Annotated in this window: 18 protein-coding genes; 6 read left to right on the top strand and 12 right to left on the bottom strand. The window is 70.9% G+C overall.

Annotation, left to right across the window (positions count from 1 at the left end; genetic code table 11):
* Positions 1-78 precede the first annotated feature (78 nt).
* On the top strand, positions 79-723 hold the full coding sequence (locus ACFV18_RS21350; protein WP_380485458.1) for a DUF2461 domain-containing protein: 645 nt from the start codon (positions 79-81) through the stop codon (positions 721-723).
* Between the two features lie 27 nt (positions 724-750).
* On the opposite strand, the gene ACFV18_RS21355 is transcribed toward ACFV18_RS21350, so the two are convergent.
* Complete coding sequence (locus tag ACFV18_RS21355; protein WP_380485460.1) at positions 751-1692, bottom strand: heme o synthase; 942 nt, start codon at positions 1690-1692, stop codon at positions 751-753.
* A 403-nt stretch (positions 1693-2095) separates the two neighbouring features.
* Here ACFV18_RS21355 and tkt point away from each other — a divergent pair, with 403 nt between their 5' ends.
* The 5 genes from tkt to pgl all read left to right on the top strand — a co-directional run bounded on the left by tkt (position 2096) and on the right by pgl (position 8838).
* Positions 2096-4192 (top strand): transketolase, encoded by a 2097-nt coding sequence (gene tkt, locus ACFV18_RS21360; RefSeq protein ID WP_380485462.1) that lies wholly within the window; start codon positions 2096-2098, stop codon positions 4190-4192.
* A 98-nt stretch (positions 4193-4290) separates the two neighbouring features.
* On the top strand, positions 4291-5424 hold the full coding sequence (gene tal / locus ACFV18_RS21365) for a transaldolase (RefSeq protein WP_380485464.1): 1134 nt from the start codon (positions 4291-4293) through the stop codon (positions 5422-5424).
* A gap of 68 nt (positions 5425-5492) precedes the next feature.
* Positions 5493-7052 carry a glucose-6-phosphate dehydrogenase gene (gene zwf / locus ACFV18_RS21370; protein WP_380485633.1) on the top strand — a complete coding sequence of 520 codons (1560 nt, stop codon included), beginning with the start codon at positions 5493-5495 and terminating at the stop codon, positions 7050-7052.
* Entirely contained in the window at positions 7049-8104 is a 1056-nt protein-coding gene (opcA, locus tag ACFV18_RS21375; protein ID WP_380485466.1) for a glucose-6-phosphate dehydrogenase assembly protein OpcA, read from the top strand. Before zwf ends, opcA begins: the two co-directional genes overlap by 4 nt.
* The gene (pgl, locus tag ACFV18_RS21380; protein WP_380485468.1) at positions 8101-8838 is read left to right on the top strand and encodes a 6-phosphogluconolactonase; all 738 of its coding nucleotides are present in this window, start codon (positions 8101-8103) and stop codon (positions 8836-8838) included. Before opcA ends, pgl begins: the two co-directional genes overlap by 4 nt.
* A 500-nt stretch (positions 8839-9338) precedes the next feature.
* Here pgl and ACFV18_RS21385 read toward each other — a convergent pair whose 3' ends face one another.
* From ACFV18_RS21385 to uvrA, 11 genes are all read right to left on the bottom strand, one after another.
* The gene (locus ACFV18_RS21385) at positions 9339-9674 is read right to left on the bottom strand and encodes an RNA polymerase-binding protein RbpA (RefSeq protein ID WP_073814874.1); all 336 of its coding nucleotides are present in this window, start codon (positions 9672-9674) and stop codon (positions 9339-9341) included.
* Positions 9675-9801: 127 nt separating this feature from the next.
* Entirely contained in the window at positions 9802-10035 is a 234-nt protein-coding gene (secG, locus tag ACFV18_RS21390; RefSeq protein ID WP_380485470.1) for a preprotein translocase subunit SecG, read from the bottom strand.
* 88 nt (positions 10036-10123) lie between these two features.
* Positions 10124-10909, bottom strand: coding sequence for a triose-phosphate isomerase (gene tpiA / locus ACFV18_RS21395; RefSeq protein WP_380485472.1), 786 nt, complete (start codon positions 10907-10909; stop codon positions 10124-10126).
* 7 nt (positions 10910-10916) lie between these two features.
* A complete protein-coding gene (locus ACFV18_RS21400) occupies positions 10917-12122 on the bottom strand; it encodes a phosphoglycerate kinase (protein WP_380485474.1) in 1206 nt (401 codons plus the stop codon).
* A 158-nt stretch (positions 12123-12280) separates the two neighbouring features.
* The gene (gene gap / locus ACFV18_RS21405; RefSeq protein WP_380485476.1) at positions 12281-13288 is read right to left on the bottom strand and encodes a type I glyceraldehyde-3-phosphate dehydrogenase; all 1008 of its coding nucleotides are present in this window, start codon (positions 13286-13288) and stop codon (positions 12281-12283) included.
* Between the two features lie 232 nt (positions 13289-13520).
* Positions 13521-14501: a DNA-binding protein WhiA gene (gene whiA, locus ACFV18_RS21410; protein WP_043910002.1), complete on the bottom strand. Its 981-nt coding sequence runs from the start codon at positions 14499-14501 to the stop codon at positions 13521-13523.
* A complete protein-coding gene (gene yvcK / locus ACFV18_RS21415; protein ID WP_380485478.1) occupies positions 14492-15550 on the bottom strand; it encodes a uridine diphosphate-N-acetylglucosamine-binding protein YvcK in 1059 nt (352 codons plus the stop codon). Before yvcK ends, whiA begins: the two co-directional genes overlap by 10 nt.
* Positions 15551-15611: 61 nt before the next feature.
* Complete coding sequence (gene rapZ / locus ACFV18_RS21420) at positions 15612-16496, bottom strand: RNase adapter RapZ (RefSeq protein WP_380485480.1); 885 nt, start codon at positions 16494-16496, stop codon at positions 15612-15614.
* A complete protein-coding gene (uvrC, locus tag ACFV18_RS21425; protein WP_380485481.1) occupies positions 16493-18511 on the bottom strand; it encodes an excinuclease ABC subunit UvrC in 2019 nt (672 codons plus the stop codon). Before uvrC ends, rapZ begins: the two co-directional genes overlap by 4 nt.
* Positions 18512-18554: 43 nt before the next feature.
* Complete coding sequence (locus ACFV18_RS21430; protein WP_380485483.1) at positions 18555-18965, bottom strand: Rieske (2Fe-2S) protein; 411 nt, start codon at positions 18963-18965, stop codon at positions 18555-18557.
* 194 nt (positions 18966-19159) lie between these two features.
* Entirely contained in the window at positions 19160-22036 is a 2877-nt protein-coding gene (gene uvrA / locus ACFV18_RS21435) for an excinuclease ABC subunit UvrA (protein WP_380485485.1), read from the bottom strand.
* Between the last annotated feature and the right edge of the window lie 146 nt (positions 22037-22182).

A 22182-nucleotide genomic window follows, 5' to 3' on the forward strand; every position in this document is an offset into this window, starting at 1 on the left:
TGTTGCCGCTGACGAAACGTCACCCCTTGCGCAGGCAAAGCCCGCGGCCCGCGCCGCCGCGGCGTGAATACTGGCCCTGTGAACGATTTCCGTGGCTGGTCGGCCGAGGCCCTGGAGTTCTACGAGCACCTGGAGGCCGACAACTCCAGGACGTTCTGGACGGCGCACCGCGCCCAGTACGAGGAACAGGTGCGCGCCCCGATGGAGGCGCTGCTGGCCCGGCTGGAGCCCGAGTTCGGCCCGGGGAAGATCTTCCGGCCGAACCGGGACGTCCGGTTCTCGGCCGACAAGTCCCCGTACAAGACGCACATCGGCGCGGTGCTGGAGTCCGGCGGGTACGTGCAGCTGTCCGCCGAGGGGCTGGCCTGCGGGCTGGGCTACTACCACCTGGCCACCGATCAGCTGGCGGCCTACCGCACCGCGGTGGCCGAGGACCTGCCGGGCGCCGAGCTGGAGCGGGTGGTGGCGCAGGTGCGCGCGGCCGGGCCCGAGGTGGTCGGCCGGGACAGTCTGAAGACGGCGCCGCGCGGCTACCCGAAGGACCACCCGCGGATCGAGCTGCTGCGCCACAAGGGCCTGATCGCCTGGCAGCGGTGGGAGCCCGCGCCCTGGCTGGGCACCGCGAAGGCGTACGGCCGGGTCACCGGCTTCCTGCACGCGGCGGCCCCGCTGCACGAGTGGCTGGAGAACCACGTCGGCCCCAGCGGGCTTGCGCCGCGCTGAGGCCGAGAGGTTTGGAAAACGGGGGTGTCAGCCCACGAACGGGTCGATCGCGACTTCCAGGAACAGCAGCGTCAGGTACGTGATCGACCAGTGGAACAGCCGCATCTCCTTGAGCTTGGCGCCCACGATGCCGGCCTTGGCGCGCGACTGGAGCGCGTACGCCTCCTTCATCCACAGCGCGCCGAGCACGGCGGCGGTGACCGGGTACAGCCAGCTGGTGTGCGCGACCGGCCACAGCAGCATCGAGGTCGCCACCATCACCCAGGAGTAGACGACGACCTGCTTGGCGACGCCGATGTTGCCGCGGATCACCGGCAGCATCGGCACGCCGGCCCGGGCGTAGTCGTCGCGGACCTTCATCGACAGCACCCAGGTGTGCGGCGGCGTCCAGAAGAACACCACCAGGAACAGCAGCAGCGCCGACCAGGACAGCGAGTTGGTGACGGACGCCCAGCCGACGAACACCGGCATGCAGCCGGCGATGCCGCCCCACACGATGTTCTGCGCGGTGCGGCGCTTGAGGCCCAGCGTGTAGACGAACACGTAGAACAGCAGCGCGCTGCCGGCCAGCGCCGAGGACAGCCAGTTGACCAGCACGCCGAGCCAGACGGTGGAGACCACGGCCAGCGAGATGCCGAAGACCAGCGCCTCGCGCGGCGAGACCATGCCGGTGACGATCGGGCGCCGCTCGGTGCGGGACATCACCGCGTCGATGTCGCGGTCGATGTACATGTTGAGCGCGTTGGCGCCACCCGCGGACAGGTAGCCGCCGACCACTACCGCGAGCACCCGCCACAGGTTGGGCACGCCGCCCTGGGCCAGGAACATCACCGGCACCGTGGAGATCAGCAGCAGCTCGATGATCCGAGGTTTGGTGAGGGCGACGAAGGCCCCGATGCGGGCCCCGAACGGCCGGCGCGCGGTGCTCGTCCCTACCACCCCGGCGGGGCGGGTTTCGACGGCGGTCACGGACACCTCAACAGTCGATGAACTTCCACAGGCGTCCCGGAGAACCCGCAGGGTGCCCACCGTCCGCGCTGCGCGTACCACGCAACCATAGACGCTCCATATCTCCCGATCCGCCCCGGGGTCCCCCGGCGAGCCGTGCGCATGCGCGTCTTACGCCTCGGACGGGCAAACCCTCCCCGGACGGGTGAATGTAGGACAGAGGAGTTGACGACCCGGCAGGGGAATGCGACGCCGCCGCTCCTGGTTGCCCGGCACGCAGGGTGAGGTGCCCCGCAAACGGTAGGCTCGCACAGAGAAGCGGGATCAACCCTCCGTGATCGGCACCAGCCACAGCGGCGTGGCCGACCGGTCCCCTTCACGGGGTGACACTTCTACAAAAATCCGGAAGGAGCCCTGAGCAAGGGTGAGCACGACGCCGAACGTATTCGAGTGGAGCGAGCTGGACCAGCGTGCCGTGGACACGGCCCGGGTCCTGGCCATGGACGCCGTGCAGAAGGTGGGGAACGGACACCCCGGCACCGCCATGTCGCTGGCCCCCGCCGCCTACCTCATCTTCCAGCGTTTCCTGCGCCACGACCCCACCGACCCGACCTGGGTCGGCCGCGACCGCTTCGTGCTCTCGCCGGGGCACACCTCCCTCACGCTGTACACCCAGCTGTTCCTGTCCGGTTACGGACTGTCGCTGGACGACCTGAAGGCCTTCCGGGTCGCGGGCAGCCGCACCCCCGGCCACCCCGAGCACGGCCACACCGCCGGCGTCGAGACCACCACCGGCCCGCTCGGCCAGGGCGTGGGCAACGCGATCGGCATGGCGATGGCCGCCCGCTACGAGCGCGGCCTGTTCGACCCGGACGCGCCGGCCGGCACCTCGCCGTTCGACCACACCATCTGGGCGATCGTCTCCGACGGCGACCTCCAGGAGGGCATCTCCGCCGAGGCGTCCTCGCTGGCCGGCCACCAGAAGCTGGGCAACCTGGTCGCGCTGTACGACGACAACCACATCTCCATCGAGGGCGACACCGCCACCGCGTTCTCCGAGGACGTGCTGGCCCGCTACGAGGCGTACGGCTGGCACGTCCAGCGGGTCGTCCCGAAGTCGGACGGCGACATCGACGTGGTCGCGCTGGCCGCCGCGCTGGAGGCCGCCAAGGCGGAGACCGGCAAGCCGTCGATCATCGCGATGCGCACCATCATCGCCTGGCCCGCGCCGAACGCCCAGGACACCGCCAAGGCGCACGGCTCGGCCCTCGGCGACGCCGAGATCGCCGCCACCAAGAAGGTGCTGGGCTTCGACCCGCAGAAGACCTTCGAGGTGACCGACCAGGTCGTCGCGCACGCCCGCGAGGTCGTGCAGCGCGGCCAGGCCGCCCGCACCGCCTGGGAGGAGCAGCTGCGCGAGTGGCGCGCCGCCAACCCGCAGCGCGCCGCCGAGTACGACCGGATCCAGATCGGCGAGCTGCCCGACGGCTGGGAGAAGGCGCTGCCGGTCTTCCCGGCCGGCAAGGACGTCGCCACCCGCAAGGCCTCCGGCGACACCCTGAAGGCCGTCGGCAAGCTGATCCCCGAACTGTGGGGCGGCTCCGCGGACCTCGCCGAGTCCAACCTGACCACCATCGACGAGGAGTCCTCCTTCCTTCCGGAGGGCAACCCGCTCAAGAGCGCCTCGCCGTACGGCCGCACCATCCACTACGGCATCCGCGAGCACGCCATGGGCTCCGTGATGAACGGCATCGCGCTGCACGGCCGCACCCGCATCTACGGCGGCACCTTCCTGGTGTTCTCCGACTACATGCGCCCCGCGGTCCGGCTCGCCGCGCTGATGAAGCTGCCGGTGGTCTACGTCTGGACGCACGACTCGATCGGCCTCGGCGAGGACGGCCCGACCCACCAGCCGGTCGAGCACCTGGCCGCGCTGCGCGCCATCCCGGGCCTCGCGGTGGTCCGCCCGGCGGACGCCAACGAGACCGCCGTGGTGTGGCGCACCGTGCTGGAGCGGCAGACCAGCCACCCCGGCCCGGTCGGCCTGGTGCTGACCCGGCAGGGCGTGCCGACCTTCGACCGCGAGCTGTTCGGCTCCGCCGAGGGCGCGGCCAGGGGTGGCTACGTGCTGGCCGAGGCCGAGGGCGGCGAGCCCAAGGCGATCCTGATCGGCACCGGCTCCGAGGTGCAGCTGGCGATGCAGGCCCGCGAGGCGCTGCAGGCCGAGGGCACCCCGACCCGGGTGGTGTCGATGCCGTCGGTGGAGTGGTTCAACGAGCAGGACCAGGCGTACCGCGACAGCGTGCTGCCGCCGAACGTCCGGGCCCGGGTCTCGGTCGAGGCGGGCATCGCCCAGGGCTGGCGCGAGCTGGTCGGCGACGCCGGACGGATCATCAGCCTGGAGCACTTCGGCGCCTCCGCCGACTACAAGGTGCTCTACCAGGAGTTCGGCATCACCGCGGACGCGGTCGCCAACGCGGCCCGCGCCTCGCTGCGCACGGTCGAGGCCGTCTCCCGCTAAGGCCCGGTCGCACCCCGGCCCGGGGGATCCGCACTCCCCCGGGCCGGGCCCCGGACTCCACCGCAGACGTACGAAAAGAAGAAGAGGGACTGAGCACCATGACCGACGCATTGAACCGCCTCAGCGAAGAAGGCGTGGCGATCTGGCTGGACGACCTCAGCCGGGAGCGGCTGAACTCCGGCAACCTGGCCGAGCTGGTGCAGGAGAAGCACGTCGTCGGCGTCACCACCAACCCGACCATCTTCCAGAAGGCGATCGCCGGCAACGGCGCCTACAACCGCCAGCTGGAGGACCTCGCGGTGCGCAAGGTCACCACCGACGAGGCCGTCCGCATGATCACCACCTCGGACGTCCGGGACGCCGCCGACGTGCTGCGCCCGGTGTACGACGCCTCCAACGGCCGTGACGGCCGGGTCTCCATCGAGGTCGATCCGCGGCTGGCCCACGAGACCGCCGCGACCATCGCCGAGGCCAAGCAGCTGTGGTGGCTGGTCGACCGCCCGAACGTGCTGATCAAGATCCCCGCCACGCTGGCCGGCCTGCCCGCGATCAGCGCGGTGCTCGCCAAGGGCATCAGCGTCAACGTCACGCTGATCTTCTCGCTGGAGCGCTACAAGGCCGTCATCGACGCCCACCTGACCGGCCTGGAGCAGGCCAAGGCCGCCGGCCTGGACCTCTCGCAGATCGAGTCGGTCGCCTCGTTCTTCGTCTCCCGCGTAGACACCGAGATCGACAAGCGCCTGGACGCGATCGGTGGCGAGGCCAAGGGCCTGCGCTCCAAGGCCGCGGTGGCCAACGCCCGCCTCGCCTACCACGCGTACGAGGAGGTGTACGGCTCGGTCGACGGCAGCAAGCCCGCCTCGGCCCGCTGGCAGGCCCTGGAGGCGGCCGGCGCCAAGCCGCAGCGCCCGCTGTGGGCGTCCACCGGTGTGAAGGACCCGAGCCTGCCGGACACCCTGTACGTGACCGAGCTGGTCGCCCCGGGCACCGTCAACACCATGCCCGAGGCCACTCTGGACGCCACCGACGACCACGGCGTCGTCACCGGCGACACCATCACCCCGAACTACGCGGACGCCAAGGCCGTGCTGGACGCGGTCGCCGCGGCCGGCGTGGACTACGACGACGTGGTGCGGGTGCTGGAGGAGGAGGGCGTGCAGAAGTTCGAGGTCTCCTGGAACGAGCTGCTCGACACCGTCACCGCCGCACTCCAGTCGCACGGCGACAACTGACTCCTGCTCACGAAACCGAACGGAAAGCGGAGCACACCACAGTGAGCAACACCCAGCCGTACCCGGACGTGGAGGGCACGGAGCCGGTCGGGGGCACCACCCCCAGCCAGCCCGTCAACCCGCTGCGGGACCCTGCCGACCGCCGGCTCCCGAGGATCGCCGGCCCGTCCGGCCTGGTGATCTTCGGCGTCACCGGCGACCTGTCCCGCAAGAAGCTGATGCCGGCCATCTACGACCTCGCCAACCGCGGCCTGCTGCCGCCGGGCTTCTCGCTGATCGGCTTCGCCCGGCGCGAGTGGGCCGACGAGGACTTCGCGCAGGTGGTGCACGACGCCGTCAAGGAGCACGCGCGCACCCCGTTCCGCGAGGAGGTCTGGCAGCAGCTCGCCAAGGGCATGCGGTTCGTCCAGGGCGACTTCGGCGACGACGAGGCCTTCGACACGCTGCGCCGCACCATCGAGGAACTCGACCAGGCGCAGGGCACCAGCGGCAACTTCGCGTTCTACCTGTCGGTGCCGCCGAAGTTCTTCCCCACCGTGGTCCAGCAGCTGAAGAAGCACGGCCTGACCGACCCGGCGCCGGGTTCCTGGCGCCGCGCGGTCATCGAGAAGCCGTTCGGCCACGACCTGGCCAGCGCCCAGGAACTGAACCGGATCGTCCACGAGGTCTTCCCGCGCGACGAGGTCTTCCGGATCGACCACTACCTGGGCAAGGAGACCGTCCAGAACATCCTGGCGCTGCGCTTCGCCAACCAGATGTTCGAGCCGATCTGGAACCGGTCGTACGTGGACCACGTGCAGATCACCATGGCCGAGGACATCGGCATCGGCGGCCGGGCCGGCTACTACGACGGCATCGGCTCGGCCCGTGACGTCATCCAGAACCACCTGCTCCAGCTGATGGCGCTGACCGCCATCGAGGAGCCGGCGTCCTTCCACCCGAAGGCGCTGGTCGCCGAGAAGCTGAAGGTGCTCAGCGCCGTCAAGCTCCCCGCCGACCTGGGCAAGCACACCGTGCGCGGCCAGTACACCTCCGGCTGGCAGGGCGGTCAGGAGGTGGTCGGCTACCTGGACGAGGACGGCATCAACCCCGAGTCCAAGACCGACACCTACGCGGCCATCAAGCTGGAGATCAACAACCGGCGCTGGGCGGGCGTGCCGTTCTACCTGCGCACCGGCAAGCGGCTGGGCCGCCGGGTCACCGAGATCGCGGTGGTCTTCCAGCGTGCCCCGTACCTGCCGTTCGACTCCTACGCCACCGAGGAGCTCGGCCAGAACGCCCTGGTGATCCGCGTCCAGCCGGACGAGGGCGTCACCGTGCGCTTCGGCTCGAAGGTCCCCGGCACCGCGCTGGAGGTCCGCGACGTCACCATGGACTTCGCCTACGGCGAGTCGTTCACCGAGTCCAGCCCCGAGGCGTACGAGCGCCTCATCCTGGACGTCCTGCTGGGCGACGCCAACCTCTTCCCGCGGCACCAGGAGGTCGAGCTGTCCTGGCAGATCCTCGACCCGATCGAGCAGTACTGGGACGCCAACGGCAAGCCCGCGCAGTACCCGGCCGGCACCTGGGGCCCGGCCGAGGCGGACGAGATGCTCGCACGAGACGGCAGGAGCTGGCGCCGGCCATGAAGATCGACCTGACGAACACCACGTCGAGCAAGATCAACGCTGCTCTGATGGACGCCCGGCGGGCCAGCGGCTCGACCGCCGCCGGCATGGTGCTGACCCTGGTCATCGTGACCGACGAGGGCAGCGCCTACGACGCCCTGAAGGCCGCGAACGACGCCTCCCGCGAGCACCCCTCGCGGACCCTGGCCGTCATCAAGCGGGCCGGCCGCTCGCCCCGCGCCCGGGCCGAGACCCGGCTGGACGCGGAGATCCTGGTCGGCAGCGACGCCGGCAGCGGCGAGACCGTCATCCTGCGCATGCACGGCGAACTCGCCTCGCACGCGCAGTCCGTGGTGCTGCCGCTGCTGCTGCCCGACGCCCCCGTGGTGGTCTGGTGGCCGGACAACGCACCGCTCCACCCCGCCCAGGACCCGCTGGGCGCGCTCGCCCAGCGCCGGATCACCGACGCGGTGACCGCCGAGTCGCCGGTCGGCCAGCTCGCCCAGCGGGCCGCCGGCTACACCCCCGGCGACACCGACCTGGCGTGGACCCGGATCACCGGCTGGCGCTCCATGCTGGCCGCCGCGCTCGACCAGCGCGACGTCGAGATCACCGCCGCGGTGGTCGAGGGCGAGTCGTACAACCCCAGCGTCGAACTGCTCGGCCTGTGGCTGCACAACCGCCTGCGGGTACCGGTCGAACGGGTCGTCACCGGCGGCCCCGGCATCACCGCCGTCACGCTGCGCACCAAGGACGGCGACATCGTCCTGGACCGCCCCGACGGCCTGCTCGGCACCCTGTCGATGCCCGGCGCGCCCGACCGCATGGTCGCGCTCAAGCGCCGCGACACCGCCGAACTGATCGCCGAGGAACTGCGCCGCCTCGACCCCGACGACATCTACGCCACCGCCGTCCGCACCCCCGTGGACCGGCTGCGCGAGCGGATCGCCGGAGTCGAGCACGCGGGCCCCGGCGGCACCGTCGAAGGACACGCCGCGAAGCACGCGGCCGACGAGGGCGAGGAGCCCGCCGCCACCAAGAAGACCGCCACCCGCAAGCGGAGCGCCCAGTGAGCACCGAGACGGTCCTGGTCCACCGCGACCCGGCGGTGCTGGCCGAGGCGGTCGCCGCCCGGCTGATCACCGCCGTGGTCGACGCACAGGCCGCGCGCGGCGCCGCCAACCTGGTACTCACCGGCGGCCGCAACGGCAACGCCCTGCTCGCCGCGCTCGCCGCCCACCCGGCGCGCGACGCGGTGAACTGGGCGCAGGTCGACCTCTGGTGGGGCGACGAACGCTACCTGCCGGCCGGCGACCCGGAGCGCAACGCCGTGCAGGCCGCCGCGTTCCTGGACGCCGTCCGGCCGCTCGGCGCCCGGGTGCACGAGATGCCCGCCGACGACGGCTCCTCCCCCGAGGACGCCGCCGCCCGGTACGCCGCCGAACTCCGCACCGCCGCCCCCAACGGCGCGGACCTGCCGGTGTTCGACGTCCTCCTGCTCGGCATCGGCCCCGACGCGCACGTCGCCTCGCTCTTCCCCGGCCACCCCGGGGTCCGGCAGACCGAGGGCACCGTCATCGCCGTGCACGACTCGCCGAAGCCCCCGCCGACCCGCCTCTCCCTCACCCTCCCCGCGCTCCGCACCGCCCACCAGGTCTGGCTCCTCGCCGCCGGCCCCGACAAGGCCGACGCCGTAGCCCTGGCCCGCACCACCCCCACCCCCGAAACCGCCCCCGCCGGCGCCGTCACCGGCACCGCCCGAACCCTCTGGTTCCTCGACACCGCCGCGGCCGGCAAGCTCCCCTGACACCCCATCACCCAAGCCCCCACCAGGGCCACGGGGAAACAGCGCCCAACCCCCCACGCCCCACCAGGGACACGGGAAAACAGCGCCAAACCTCCGCGCCCCGCCAGGGGCCGCGTGGACACTGCACCCAACCCCCACGCCCCGCCAGGGGCCGCATGGAAACAGCGCCCAACCCCCGCACCCCGCCAGGGGCCGCGTGGACACTGCACCCAACCCCCACGCCCCGCCAGGGGCCGCGTGGACACTGCACCCAACCCCCACGCCCCGTCAGGGGCACGTGGAAACAGCGCTCAACCCCCGCGCCCCGTCAGGGGCGCGGGGAACTGCGCGAGGGGGAACGCGACCACGCCAATGCCGCCCACCCGGAGTACCCCCCAGGTGGGCGGCATTCGTTCCCACTGACGCCCCGTCACTCGTGGGGAACGCAGGGACGCACCCACGCAAAAAGCCGCCCACCCGGAGAACTCCCCAGGTGGGCGGCTTTCACGTTGCCGCACGGCTCAGATCTCGCCTCGCAGCTTGGCCAGCGCCTCAGCGAGAATCGCCTCGCCGTCGGCGTCGGTCCGCCGCTCCCGCACGTACGCGAGGTGGGTCTTGTAAGGCTCGTTGCGGGCCGGCGCGGGCGGGTTGTGCTCGTCCTGGCCGGCCGGGAACCCGCAGCGGGGGCAGTCCCAGGTGTCCGGGATGGCCGCCTCCGCGGCGAAACTGGGGCGCGTCTCATGCTTGTTGGCGCACCAGAAGGAGATCCGGTTGCGGGGAGCGGACTCGCCGCGCTCCGCCTCCCCCATCGGGCCGGCACCGACTCTGCTGCCTCGGATCGCGTTGCCACTTGCCACGGTCTGACTCCCCTGCGTGCTGGTGCCGTCCGGCCGCGGCTGGGCGGACGGTGGCGAAGTCGTCCTAGTGTAAGCGGCGGTTAAGGTTGTGCCACCATCGCCGCCGACTTCACGTCAGTTGTCGGTGTCAGCTGCTCTTCAGCAGCAGGCCGAGCACGATGATGCAGGCGAACCAGGCCAGGCCGACCACGACGGTGATGCGGTCGAGGTTGCGCTCGGCCACCGCGGAGCCGCCACCGGTGGACATCGCGCCGCCGCCGAACATGTCGGACAGGCCGCCGCCCTTGCCCTTGTGCAGCAGGACCAGCATGATCATCAGCACACTGAGAATGATCAGAGCAATCTCGAACCCGAGAACCACGACGGGACCAACTCTCTCGAATCTTCGGCGAAGGGGCCGGGCCCGCTCCACGCGGTCCGGCCCCAAAGCCTACGTTGCTGCGGCGGCGTTAGCCTACTGCCTGGTCACGGTACCGCACGATCTTGACGAACTCCTCGGCGTCCAGCGAGGCACCGCCGATCAGTCCGCCGTCGATGTCGGGCTTGGCCATCAGGCCGGCCGCCGACGAGGACTTCACCGAGCCGCCGTACAGCACGCGGACCTTGTCGGCCAGGTCGGTGCCGTACAGCTCGCCGAGCCGGGCCCGGATCGCGCCGCACACCTCCTGCGCGTCCTCGGGCGTGGCGACCTCGCCGGTGCCGATCGCCCAGACCGGCTCGTACGCGACCACGATGCTCTCCGCGTCGCCGGCCGGAACGCCGTCCAGCGCGCCGTCCAGCTGCGCGAGGGTGTACGCGACGTGGGTGCCGGCCTTGCGGATCTCCAGCGGCTCGCCGATGCACAGGATCGGGGTGATCCCGTTGCGGTAGGCGGCCTTCACCTTGGCGTTGACGATCTCCTCGTTCTCGCCGTGGTACTGGCGGCGCTCCGAGTGGCCGATCACCGCGTAGGTGCACTTCAGCTTCGCCAGCATCGGCCCGGACACCTCACCGGTGTAGGCGCCGCCGTCGTGCTGCGAGATGTCCTGCGAGCCGTACTTGAGCTTCAGCTTGTCGCCGTCGACCAGGGTCTGCACGGAGCGCAGGTCGGTGAACGGCACCAGGACGGCGACCTCGACGGCCTTGTAGTCCTTGTCGGCCAGCGAGAACGCCAGCTTCTGGGTGTGCTGGATGGCCTCGAGGTGGTCGAGGTTCATCTTCCAGTTGCCCGCCATCAGCGGGAGACGCTCAGTCATGTCCTTCTCAGTCCTCCAGGGCGGCGAGACCGGGGAGGGTCTTGCCCTCCAGGTACTCGAGGCTCGCGCCACCGCCGGTCGAGATGTGTCCGAACTTCGCCTCGTCGAACCCGAGGGTGCGCACCGCTGCCGCCGAGTCGCCGCCGCCGACCACCGTGAACGCCTCGGAGTCGATCAGCGCCTGGGCCACGGCCCGGGTGCCGTCCGCGAACGCCGGGTGCTCGAACACACCCATCGGGCCGTTCCAGAACACGGTCTTCGCGTCGGCGATCTTCTCCGCGAACAGCTGCGCGGTCTTCGGGCCGATGTCCAGGCCCAGCGCGCCGTCCGGGATGGCGTCCACGTCCACCACCGCGAAGTCGTCCACCGGGGCGCCGGTCTTGACGTCCGGGAACGAGCCGGACACCGCGGTGTCCAGCGGGATCACGAACTCCACGCCCTGCTCGGCGCCGCGCTTCAGGTAGTCCTGGACGACCGGGATCTGGTCCTCCTGGAGCAGCGAGGCGCCGACGCCGTGGCCCTGGGCGGCGATGAAGGTGTACATCATGCCGCCGCCGATCAGGATCCGGTCGGCCTTGCCGAGCAGGTTCTCGATCACGCCGACCTTGTCGGAGACCTTGGAGCCGCCGAGCACCACCACATACGGGCGGGCCACGTCCTCGGTGAGGCGCTTGAGCACGCCCACCTCGGTGGCGATCAGGTCGCCGACGGCGTGCGGCAGGCGGGCCGGAAGGTCGTAGACGGAGGCGTGCTTGCGGTGCACCGCACCGAAGCCGTCGCCGACGTACAGGTCCGCCAGGCCGGCCAGCTGGTCGGCGAACGCACCGCGCTCGGCGTCGTCCTTGGAGGTCTCGCCGGCGTTGAAGCGCAGGTTCTCCAGCAGCGTGACCTCGCCGTCGCCGAGAGCGGCGACGGTGGCCTTCGCGCTGTCCCCGACCGTGTCGGTGGCGAAGCTCACCGGGCGGCCCAGGATCTCGCCGAGGCGGACCGCCACCGGCGCGAGAGAGAACTTCGGGTCCGGCTCGCCCTTCGGGCGGCCCAGGTGCGAGGCGACGACCACCCGGGCGCCGCGCTCGACGAGCTTGGCGATGGTCGGCGCGACGGCGCGGATCCGGCCGTCGTCGGTGATGGTGTCACCGGACAGCGGCACGTTGAGGTCGGCGCGGACGAACACCCGCTTGCCGGAGACCTCCAGGTCTTCGATCGTCTTCACGGTCTTGCTCCTCGATGGATGGATCGGCAGGCGGCGACACGGGGCAGCGAGTCACCGGGAAGGGTAGGACGGACGAGGTGGGCGCAGCGGCAGGGCCCGGTCGGCGGTGACAGCCGTCCGGGCCCTGCCCCTTACGTCACGTCAGCTACCGCTGGGAGTCAGAGCTGCTCGCCGATGATGGCGACCAGGTCGACGAGGCGGTTCGAGTAGCCGAACTCGTTGTCGTACCAGCCGAGCACCTTGACCTGGTTCCCCTGAACCATCGTCAGCTTCGAGTCGAAGATGCAGGAGTGCGGGTCGTTCACGATGTCCGAGGACACGATCGGGTCTTCGGTGTACGCCAGGATGCCCTTCAGCGAGCCCTCCTGGGCGGCCTTCTGGAACGCGGCGTTGACCTCGTCCTTGGTGACCTCGCGCTCCAGGGTGACCACCAGGTCGGTGATGGAGCCGGTCGGGACCGGGACGCGCAGCGAGGTGCCGTCCAGCTTGCCCTTCAGCTGCGGCAGCACCAGGGCGGTGGCCTTGGCGGCGCCGGTCGAGGTCGGAATGATGTTCTGCGAGGCGGCGCGGGCGCGGCGCAGGTCCCGGTGCGGGAAGTCCAGGGTGACCTGGTCGTTGGTGAAGGCGTGCACGGTGGTCATCAGGCCCTTGATGATGCCGAAGTTCTCGTCCAGCACCTTCGCCATCGGCGCCACGCAGTTGGTGGTGCAGGAGGCGTTCGAGATGATGTTGTGCGCGGCGGCGTCGTACTTGCCGTCGTTGACGCCCATCACGATGGTGATGTCCTCACCGGTGGCGGGCGCCGAGATGACGACCTTCTTCGCACCGGCGCTCAGGTGCTTCTTCGCACCGTCGGCCTTGGTGAAGATGCCGGTGGACTCGATGACGATGTCGGCGCCCAGCGCGGCCCAGGGGAGGTTGGCGGGGTCACGCTCGGCGGTGACCTTGAAGGTGTGGCCGTCGACGGTGATGGTGTCCTCGGTGTGCGAGACCTCACCGGGGAAGGTACCGAGGGTGGTGTCGTACTTGAACAGGTGAGCCAGCGTCTTGGTGTCGGTCAGGTCGTTGACACCGACGATTTCGATGTCGGCGCCCTGGGCCTTGACCGCGCGGAAGAAGTTGCGGCCGATGCGGCCGAACCCGTTGATGCCTACCCGGATCGTCACGAACCGATCTCCTCTTAGGTACGCCGGGCCGGAGCCCGACGGGGGTGAAATTTTGGGTTTTCCCCGACCACTGATGACCCTACCTCCCCCAAGTGTCGCAAGGCACATCGCCTCACCGGTAGGCCGCAAGGGCCCAGATGGCCGAAAGGAGCGTGCGGGCTTGACCGCGGCGAATGCCGCGTCATGCTCCGCACGCCCCTTCGGGGTTGCGTTCCGGGAGGCTGACGGCCCGTCAGTTCAGGGCCATCTCCTCCGTCAGGTTGGCCTCGGTGTTGGGCAGGCCGAGTTCGGCGGCGCGCTTGTCGGCCATCGCCAGCAGACGACGGATCCGGCCGGCCACCGCGTCCTTGGTCAGCGGCGGGTCGGCGAGCGCGCCGAGCTCCTCCAGCGAGGCCTGCTTGTGCTGCATGCGCAGCGCGCCGGCCGCCGCCAGGTGCTCGGGCACCTCCTCGCCGAGGATCTCCAGGGCGCGGGCCACCCGGGCGCCGGCCGCGACGGCGGCCCGGGCCGAGCGGCGCAGGTTGGCGTCGTCGAAGTTGGCCAGCCGGTTGGCGGTGGCGCGCACCTCGCGGCGCATCCGGCGCTCCTCCCAGGCCAGCACGGACTCGTGCGCGCCGAGGCGGGTGAGCAGCGCGCCGATCGCGTCGCCGTCGCGGATCACCACCCGGTCGACGCCGCGCACCTCGCGGGCCTTGGCCGGGATGCCGAGCCGGCGGGCCGCGCCGACCAGGGCGAGCGCCGCCTCCGAGCCGGGGCAGGTGATCTCCAGCGAGGAGGAGCGGCCCGGCTCGGTGAGCGAGCCGTGCGCCAGGAACGCGCCGCGCCAGGCGGCCTCCGCGTCGCAGGTCGCGCCGGACACCACCGCCGGGGGCAGGCCCCGGATCGGTCGTCCGCGTCCGTCCACCAGCCCGGTCTGCCGGGCCAGCAGCTCGCCGTCCTTCACCACCCGCACCACGTACCGGCTGCCGCGACGCAGCCCGCCGGGGGCCATCACCACCAGATCCGAGGAGTGTCCGAAGATCTCCAGGAGGTCCTTGCGCAGCCGCCGTGCCGCAATGCCGGTGTCCAGCTCCGCCTCGATCACGATGCGGCCGCTCACAATGTGCAGTCCGCCCGCAAAACGCAGGATCGCCGAGACCTCCGCCTTGCGGCAGCAGGCACGGGTGACGGGAAGCCGGGAGATCTCGTCTTTCACCGCTGCCGTCATCGCCATGGGCCGATCCTTCCATGAGTCCGGAAAATCCGGTCGTACGCCGCGGCCAAGAGCTCCGGGTCGTGTCGCGGGGTGCCGTCGGCGCGGGCCACCTGGTCGAGCACCAGTGCGGCGCCCATCCGCTTCGCGGCCTGCTCCAGGCCCGTCAGGTCGGCGAGCCCGAAAGCACCTCCGCTGACGGCCCGCTCATCCACCAGGATCGCATCCACCGCGAGGTCCGGAGCGTGGTCGGCGATCACCTCCAGGTGGCGCTGCGGGGTGAAGCCCTCGGTCTCGCCGGGCTGCGGGGCCAGGTTGAGGGTCAGCAGGCGGCGGGCCCGGGTCTCGGTGAGGGCCTTGGCCAGCTCCGGGACCAGCAGGTGCGGCAGCACGCTGGTGAACCAGGAACCGGGGCCGAGCACCACCCAGTCCGCCTCCAGTACGGCCTGCACCGCCTCGGGGACGGCCGGGGGCTCGTCCGGCAGCAGCCGGATCGACAGCACCGTGCCCGGCGTCACCGCCACCGCGGCCTGGCCGCGCACCGCCGACACCTCGCCCGGCTTCAGCGGGTCGTGGCCGCGCACCTGTGCCTCGATGTCCAGCGGCACCGCGGACATCGGCAGCACCCGGCCCTGCACGTTCAGCAGCCGGCCCACCCAGTTCAGTGCCTCCACCGGGTCGCCGAGCTTCTCCCACAGCGCCACGATCAGCAGGTTGCCGACCGCGTGGCCGCCGAGCCCGCCGGTGCCGGTGAAGCGGTGCTGGATCACCTCCGACCAGGTGCGGCCCCAGTCGTCGTCCCCGCACAGCGCGGCCAGCGCCTTGCGCAGGTCGCCGGGCGGCAGCACGCCGAGCTCGGCGCGCAGCCGCCCGCTGGAGCCGCCGTCGTCGGCGACGGTGACGATGGCGGTCAGCTCGGTGGTCAGCCGGCGCAGCCCGGACAGCGACGCGGACAGGCCCTGGCCGCCGCCCAGCGCGGCGATCCGCGGGGCCCCGGGGCGCGGCCCGGGGGCGGCCCGCTCGGCAGGTCTGGTCCGGAGCTGCTGCCGCGCTGGCACGTATCCCGTCACGCCGACCCCATGTTCCTGTCTCGTGCTCGGCCGGGGCGGCGGTACGGGTGGTTCCCGGCCGCTACTCCCGGCCCATGTCCCGGTGGACCAGCACCGTCTCGACCCCGTCCGCGATCAGACGCTTGGTCAGCTGCTCGGACATCGCGACGCTGCGGTGCTTGCCTCCGGTGCAGCCTACGGCAAGCGTCATGTAGCGCTTCCCCTCGCGGCGGTAGCCCTCGGTGATGATCCGCAGCAGCTCGGTGTAGCCGTCCAGGAACGGTTGCGCGCCGGGCTGCTGGAACACGTACTCTGCCACCTCCGGATCGGTTCCGGTACGGGCCCGCAGTTCCGGGACCCAGTGCGGGTTCGGCAGGAAGCGGCAGTCCACCACCAGGTCGGCGTCGACCGGCAGGCCGTACTTGAAGCCGAAGGACATCACGGTGGCGCGCAGCTCGGGCTCGTCCTGGCCGGCGAACTGGGCGTCCATCTTGGCGCGCAGCTGGTGCACGTTGAGGTTCGAGGTGTCGACCACCAGGTCGGCCTCGCCGCGCAGTTCGCGCAGCAGCTCGCGCTCGCGGGCGATGCCGTCGACGATCCGGCCGTCGGCCTGCAGCGGGTGCGGGCGGCGCACCGATTCGAAGCGGCGCACCAGGGCGTCGTCGGAGGAGTCCAGGAACACCACGCGCAGGCGGACGCCGCGCTTCTCCAGCTCCTCCAGCGAGGTCAGCAGGTCGTCGAAGAAGGTGCGGCCGCGCACGTCGACCACCACGCCGATCCGCGGCACGGCGCCCTGCGAGCGGGCTCCCAGGTCGACCATGGTGGGAATCAGCGCCGGCGGCAGGTTGTCGACCACGAACCAGCCGAGGTCCTCCAGGCACTTGGCCGCCGTGGAACGGCCCGCCCCGGACATGCCGGAGATGATCACCAGCTCGGGGGTGCTCTCTCCCCCGTTGGACACAGTCACGTCTCTTCCCCGCTTCTCGGTACTGCTGTGGCGGTGCTGTCTTCGATGATCTCGCCGGTCGCGGTGTTGACCGCGAATGCGGCAGGTGTACGGGAGGCCAAGGCTGCGGCAACAGTCTCGGCGGTCCGGCGCCCGATCCCGGGGACTTCGCACAGCTCGTCGATGGTGGCCGCGCGGAGCTTCTTCAGTGAACCGAAGTGCTTCAGCAGGGCCCGGCGGCGAGTCTCGCCGAGCCCGGGGACGGAGTCCAGTTCCCCCGCCGTGAGCCGCTTGGCCCGCTTCGAGCGCTGGTAGGTGATGGCGAACCGGTGCGCCTCGTCGCGCACCCGCTGCAGAAGGTACAGGCCCTCGCTGGAGCGCGGCAGCACCACCGGGTCGTCCTGCCCGGGCAGCCACACCTCCTCCAGCCGCTTCGCCAGGCCGCACACCGCGACGTCGTCTATGCCGAGTTCGTCCAACGCCCGCTGGGCGGCCGCGACCTGCGGCTGGCCGCCGTCGACCACCAGCAGCTGCGGCGGGTAGGCGAAGCGCTTGGGGCGGCCGTTCTCGTCGGTGAGCGACTCGTCCTCCTCCGGGACGGCCCACTCGCCGGTCTGCTCGCGTTCCTGGAGGTAGCGGCGGAACCGGCGGGTGATCACCTCGTGCATCGAGCGGACGTCGTCCTGGCCCTCGCTGCGGCTCAATTGCTCGCCTCCGGCAAGACCCTTGATCTGGAACCGGCGGTACTCGCTCTTGCGCACCAGGCCGTCCTCGAACACCACCATGGACGCCACCACGTCCTCGCCCTGGAGGTGCGAGATGTCGAAGCACTCGATCCGCAGCGGCGCCGAGTCCAACTCCAGTGCCTCGGCGATCTCCTGGAGCGCCCGGCTGCGGGTGGTCAGATCGGAGGCGCGCTTGGTCTTGTGCAGGGCCAGCGCCTGCTGGGCGTTGCGCTGCACCGTCTCCATCAGGTCCTTCTTGTCGCCGCGTTGCGGCACCCGCAGATCGACCTGGGCCCCGCGCAGGCCGGACAGCCACTCGTGCACGGCCTCGCCGGGCACCGCCGGGACGAGCACCTCGCGCGGCACCTGCTCGGTGCCCGCGCCGTACAGCTGCTGCAGCGCGTGCTCGACCAGGCCGGCCGTGTCCACGTCCTCGACCTTGTCGGTCACCCAGCCGCGCTGGCCGCGCACCCGGCCGCCGCGGACGTGGAAGATCTGTACGGCGGCTTCGAGTTCGTCCTCGGCCACCGCCAGCAGGTCCGCGTCGGTGCCGTCGCCGAGCACCACCGCGTTCTTCTCCATCGCGCGGCGCAGCGCCCCCAGGTCGTCGCGCAGCCGGGCCGCCTTCTCGTACTCCAGCTCGGCGGCGGCCTCCTGCATCTGCGCCTCCAGGCGGCGCAGGTAGTTGCCCGTCCGGCCGGCCATGAAGTCGCAGAACTCCTCGGCGAGTTCACGGTGCTCGGCGGCGCTCACCCGGCCCACACAGGGCGCCGCGCACTTGCCGATGTAGCCCAACAGGCAGGGGCGGCCGACCTGTTGGGCGCGCTTGAACACGCCGTTGGAGCAGGTGCGGACCGGGAACACCCGCAGCATCAGATCGACGGTCTCGCGGATCGCCCAGGCGTGCCCGTACGGGCCGAAGTAGCGCACGCCCTTCTTGTGCGCCCCGCGCATCACCTGGACCCGCGGGAACTCCTCGTTCAGGGTGACCGCGAGCTCCGGGTAGCTCTTGTCGTCCCGGTACTTGACGTTGAACCGCGGGTCGAACTCCTTGATCCAGGAGTACTCCAGCTGCAGCGCCTCGACCTCGGTGGACACCACCGTCCACTCCACCGACGCCGCGGTGGTGACCATCGTCGCCGTCCGCGGATGCAGGTTCGCGACATCCTGGAAGTAGGAGGACAGCCGCTGGCGCAGGTTCTTCGCCTTGCCGACGTAGATGACCCGCCCGTGCGCGTCACGGAACTTGTACACCCCGGGCGAATGCGGGATCGCCCCCGGAGCCGGACGGTAGGTGGACGGGTCAGCCATGCCCCTACCGTACCGACTGGCGCCGACACCTCGGAGCGTGACGTTACTTGGTCACCTGGAGCTGTCCGTTCTGCACCGCGACCTTGTACTCCGGCAGCGGCTTCGGCGCCGGGCCGTCCAGCACCGCGCCGTCGGTGATCCCGAAACGGCTGCCGTGGCACAGGCACTGGATCTGCTCCTTGGCCACGCCGTTGACCAGGCAGCCGGCGTGCGTGCACTTCGCGCTGAACGCCTTGTACTCGCCGGCGGTCGGCTGCGTCACGACGACGGCCTGCTCGCGGTAGACCTTGCCGCCGCCGACGGGGACGTCCGAGGCGGAGCCGAGGTCGACCGGGCCGGAGGACGTTTCGGTCTTGCTGCCGCTGGAGGACGAGCAGCCCGCCGCCGTGGCACCCGCCAGCGCGACGGCCGCGCAGCAGAGGACGGTACGACGGGACGCGACGGGCTCGGACATCGGGGACTCCTCGGTGCGGGAAAGGGCGCCAGCAAGGTAGCACGCACAACGCCGACCGCCCGGGGGGCCTGGTGCGATCCCGGAGCGGACCTCGCTGGCGTTCCCCTCCCGCTTCGCGCAGTTCCCCGCACCCCGGACGGGGCGCGGGGATGAGGAACGAAAAGAACCTCAGTGGCCTGCGGCCGAGCCGGAGCTCACTTCCTCCTGCGCTTCACCGGGGTGGCGTCGGAGACGCCCGGCAGGATGTCGCGGAGGAACTTGCCGGTGTGGCTGGCCGTGGAGACGGCGACCTCTTCCGGGGTGCCCTCGATGACCACGCCGCCGCCGCCGGAGCCGCCTTCGGGGCCCATGTCGACCAGCCAGTCGGCGGTCTTGATGACGTCGAGGTTGTGCTCGATGACGATGACGGTGTTGCCCTTGTCGACCAGGCCCTCCAGGACCTTGATCAACTTGCTGATGTCCTCGAAGTGCAGGCCGGTGGTGGGCTCGTCGAGGACGTAGACCGTGCGGCCGGTGGAGCGCTTCTGGAGTTCGGCGGACAGCTTGACGCGCTGGGCCTCACCGCCGGAGAGGGTGGTGGCGGGCTGGCCGAGGCGGACGTAGCCGAGGCCGACCTCCTTGAGGGTGCGCAGGTGGCGGGCGATCGCGGGGACGGCCTCGAAGAAGTCGAGGGCCTCCTCGATCGGCATGTCGAGCACCTCGGCGATGGACTTGCCCTTGTAGTGGACCTCCAGCGTCTCCCGGTTGTAGCGGGCGCCGTGGCAGACCTCGCAGGGGACGTAGACGTCCGGCAGGAAGTTCATCTCGATCTTGATGGTGCCGTCGCCGGAGCAGTTCTCGCAGCGGCCGCCCTTGACGTTGAACGAGAACCGGCCGGGCAGGTAGCCGCGGACCTTGGCCTCCTGGGTCTCCGCGAACAGCCGCCGGACGTGGTCGAAGACGCCGGTGTAGGTGGCCGGGTTGGAGCGCGGGGTGCGGCCGATCGGCGACTGGTCGACGTGCACCACCTTGTCGACCAGGTCGGTGCCGGTGATCCGGGTGTGCCGGCCGGGGACGCTGCGGGCGCCGTTGAGTTCGCGGGCCAGGTGCGTGTAAAGGATGTCGTTGACCAGCGTGGACTTGCCCGAGCCGGAGACGCCCGTCACCGCGGTGAAGGTGCCCAGCGGGAAGGCGACCGTGACGTCCTTCAGGTTGTGCTCGCGGGCGCCGTGCACCACGATCTGCCGCTTCTTGTCGCGCGGGCGGCGGGCGACCGGGATCGGGATGCCGCGCTTGCCCGCCAGGTACTGGCCGGTGAGCGACTCCTCGTTCTTCAGCAGTTCCTTGAGCGCGCCGGAGTGCACCACCTTGCCGCCGTGCTCGCCGGCGCCGGGGCCGATGTCGACGATCCAGTCGGCGGTCTTGATGGTGTCCTCGTCGTGCTCGACGACGATCAGGGTGTTGCCGATGTCGCGCAGCCGGACCAGGGTCTCGATCAGGCGGTGGTTGTCGCGCTGGTGCAGGCCGATGGACGGCTCGTCCAGTACGTACAGCACGCCGACCAGGCCGGAGCCGATCTGGGTGGCCAGCCGGATGCGCTGGGCCTCGCCGCCGGAGAGGGTGCCGGCGGCGCGGTTCAGCGACAGGTAGTCGAGGCCGACATCGACCAGGAAGCGCAGCCGCTCCAGGACCTCCTTGAGGACCCGCTCGGCGATCTTCTTGTCGCGGGCGTCGAGGCGCAGCGCGCCGAGGAAGTCCGCACAGTCGCTGATCGACATGGCGGAGACCTCGGCGATGGACTTGTCCATCACGGTGACCGCGAGGACCACCGGCTTGAGCCGGGTGCCCTTGCAGGTCGGGCAGGGCACCTCGCGCATGTAGCCCTCGAAGCGCTCGCGGCTGGAGTCGCTCTCCGACTCGGAGTGCCGGCGCGTCACGAACGGGACGGCGCCCTCGAACGCGGTGGTGTAGGAGCGCTCGCGGCCGTAGCGGTTGCGGTAGCGCACCTCGACCTGCGTCTTGTGCCCGTACAGCAGGGCCTTGCGGGCGCGGGCGGGCAGCCCGGCCCACGGGATGTCGGTGCGGAAGCCGAGTTCGCCGGCCAGCGCGTTGACCAGCCGCTGGAAGTACTCCTTGGTGGCGCCCTGCGACCACGGGTGGATGGCGCCCTCGTCCAGCGACCTCTCCTCGTCGGGGACCAGCAGCTCGGGATCGACCTCCATCCGGTTGCCCAGGCCCGAGCAGTCCGGGCAGGCGCCGAACGGGGAGTTGAAGGAGAACGACCGCGGCTCCAACTCCTCGAAGGAGACGTCGTCGTAGGGGCAGTAGAGGTGCTCCGAGAACATCTTCTCGCGCTCGGGGTCGTCCTCCGGCAGGTCGACGAAGTCGAGCACCACCATGCCGCCGGCCAGCTTGAGGGCCGTCTCCACCGAGTCGGTGAGCCGGCGCTTGGCGCCGGCCTTCACGGTGAGGCGGTCGATGACCACCTCGATGGTGTGCTTCTCCTGCTTCTTGAGCGTGGGCGGCTCGGTCAGCTGGATGGTCTGCCCGTCCACCCGGGCCCGCGCGTAGCCCTTGGACTGCAGGTCGGCGAAGAGGTCGACGAACTCGCCCTTGCGCTCCCGGACCACCGGGCTGAGCACCTGGAACCGGGTGCCCTCCTCCAGCGACAGCACCTTGTCGACGATGGCCTGGGGCGATTGCCGGGCGATCGGGCGGCCGCAGTGCGGGCAGTGCGGCTTGCCGATCCGGGCGAACAGCAGGCGCAGGTAGTCGTACACCTCGGTGATGGTGCCGACGGTGGAGCGCGGGTTGCGGCTGGTGGACTTCTGGTCGATCGAGACGGCCGGGGAGAGACCCTCGATGAAGTCGACGTCCGGCTTGTCCATCTGCCCGAGGAACTGCCGGGCGTACGAGGACAGCGACTCGACGTAACGCCGCTGGCCCTCGGCGAAGATCGTGTCGAAGGCGAGCGAGGACTTGCCGGACCCGGAGAGGCCCGTGAAGACGATGAGGGAATCACGGGGCAGGTCGAGCGAGACGTTCTTGAGGTTGTGCTCGCGTGCACCACGGACGACGAGGCGGTCTGCCACAGTTACTGGCGCCTTTCTCCGGGTTGAAATGTGTGAGGTCTGCTTCTTCCAGGATGCGCCCGCCAGCGTACTAGCTCATTTGTTCGAATATCGAACCGCCAGCGGGGTGCGCCCGAAGGGGTGAACGGCACCCGCGCCCGACGGTA

This window comes from Kitasatospora sp. NPDC059673 (assembly GCF_042734215.1).
Lineage (GTDB): Bacteria > Actinomycetota > Actinomycetes > Streptomycetales > Streptomycetaceae > Kitasatospora.

What these genes read in the sequence shown, in the direction of transcription:
- tal (WP_380485464.1), top strand. Translation starts at nt 4,291, where the DNA reads ATGACCGACGCATTGAACCGCCTCAGCGAAGAAGGCGTGGCGATCTGG.
- opcA (WP_380485466.1), top strand. Translation starts at nt 7,049, where the DNA reads ATGAAGATCGACCTGACGAACACCACGTCGAGCAAGATCAACGCTGCT.
- tpiA (WP_380485472.1), bottom strand. Translation starts at nt 10,909, where the DNA reads ATGACTGAGCGTCTCCCGCTGATGGCGGGCAACTGGAAGATGAACCTC.
- whiA (WP_043910002.1), bottom strand. Translation starts at nt 14,501, where the DNA reads ATGGCGATGACGGCAGCGGTGAAAGACGAGATCTCCCGGCTTCCCGTC.
- uvrC (WP_380485481.1), bottom strand. Translation starts at nt 18,511, where the DNA reads ATGGCTGACCCGTCCACCTACCGTCCGGCTCCGGGGGCGATCCCGCAT.
- ACFV18_RS21430 (WP_380485483.1), bottom strand. Translation starts at nt 18,965, where the DNA reads ATGTCCGAGCCCGTCGCGTCCCGTCGTACCGTCCTCTGCTGCGCGGCC.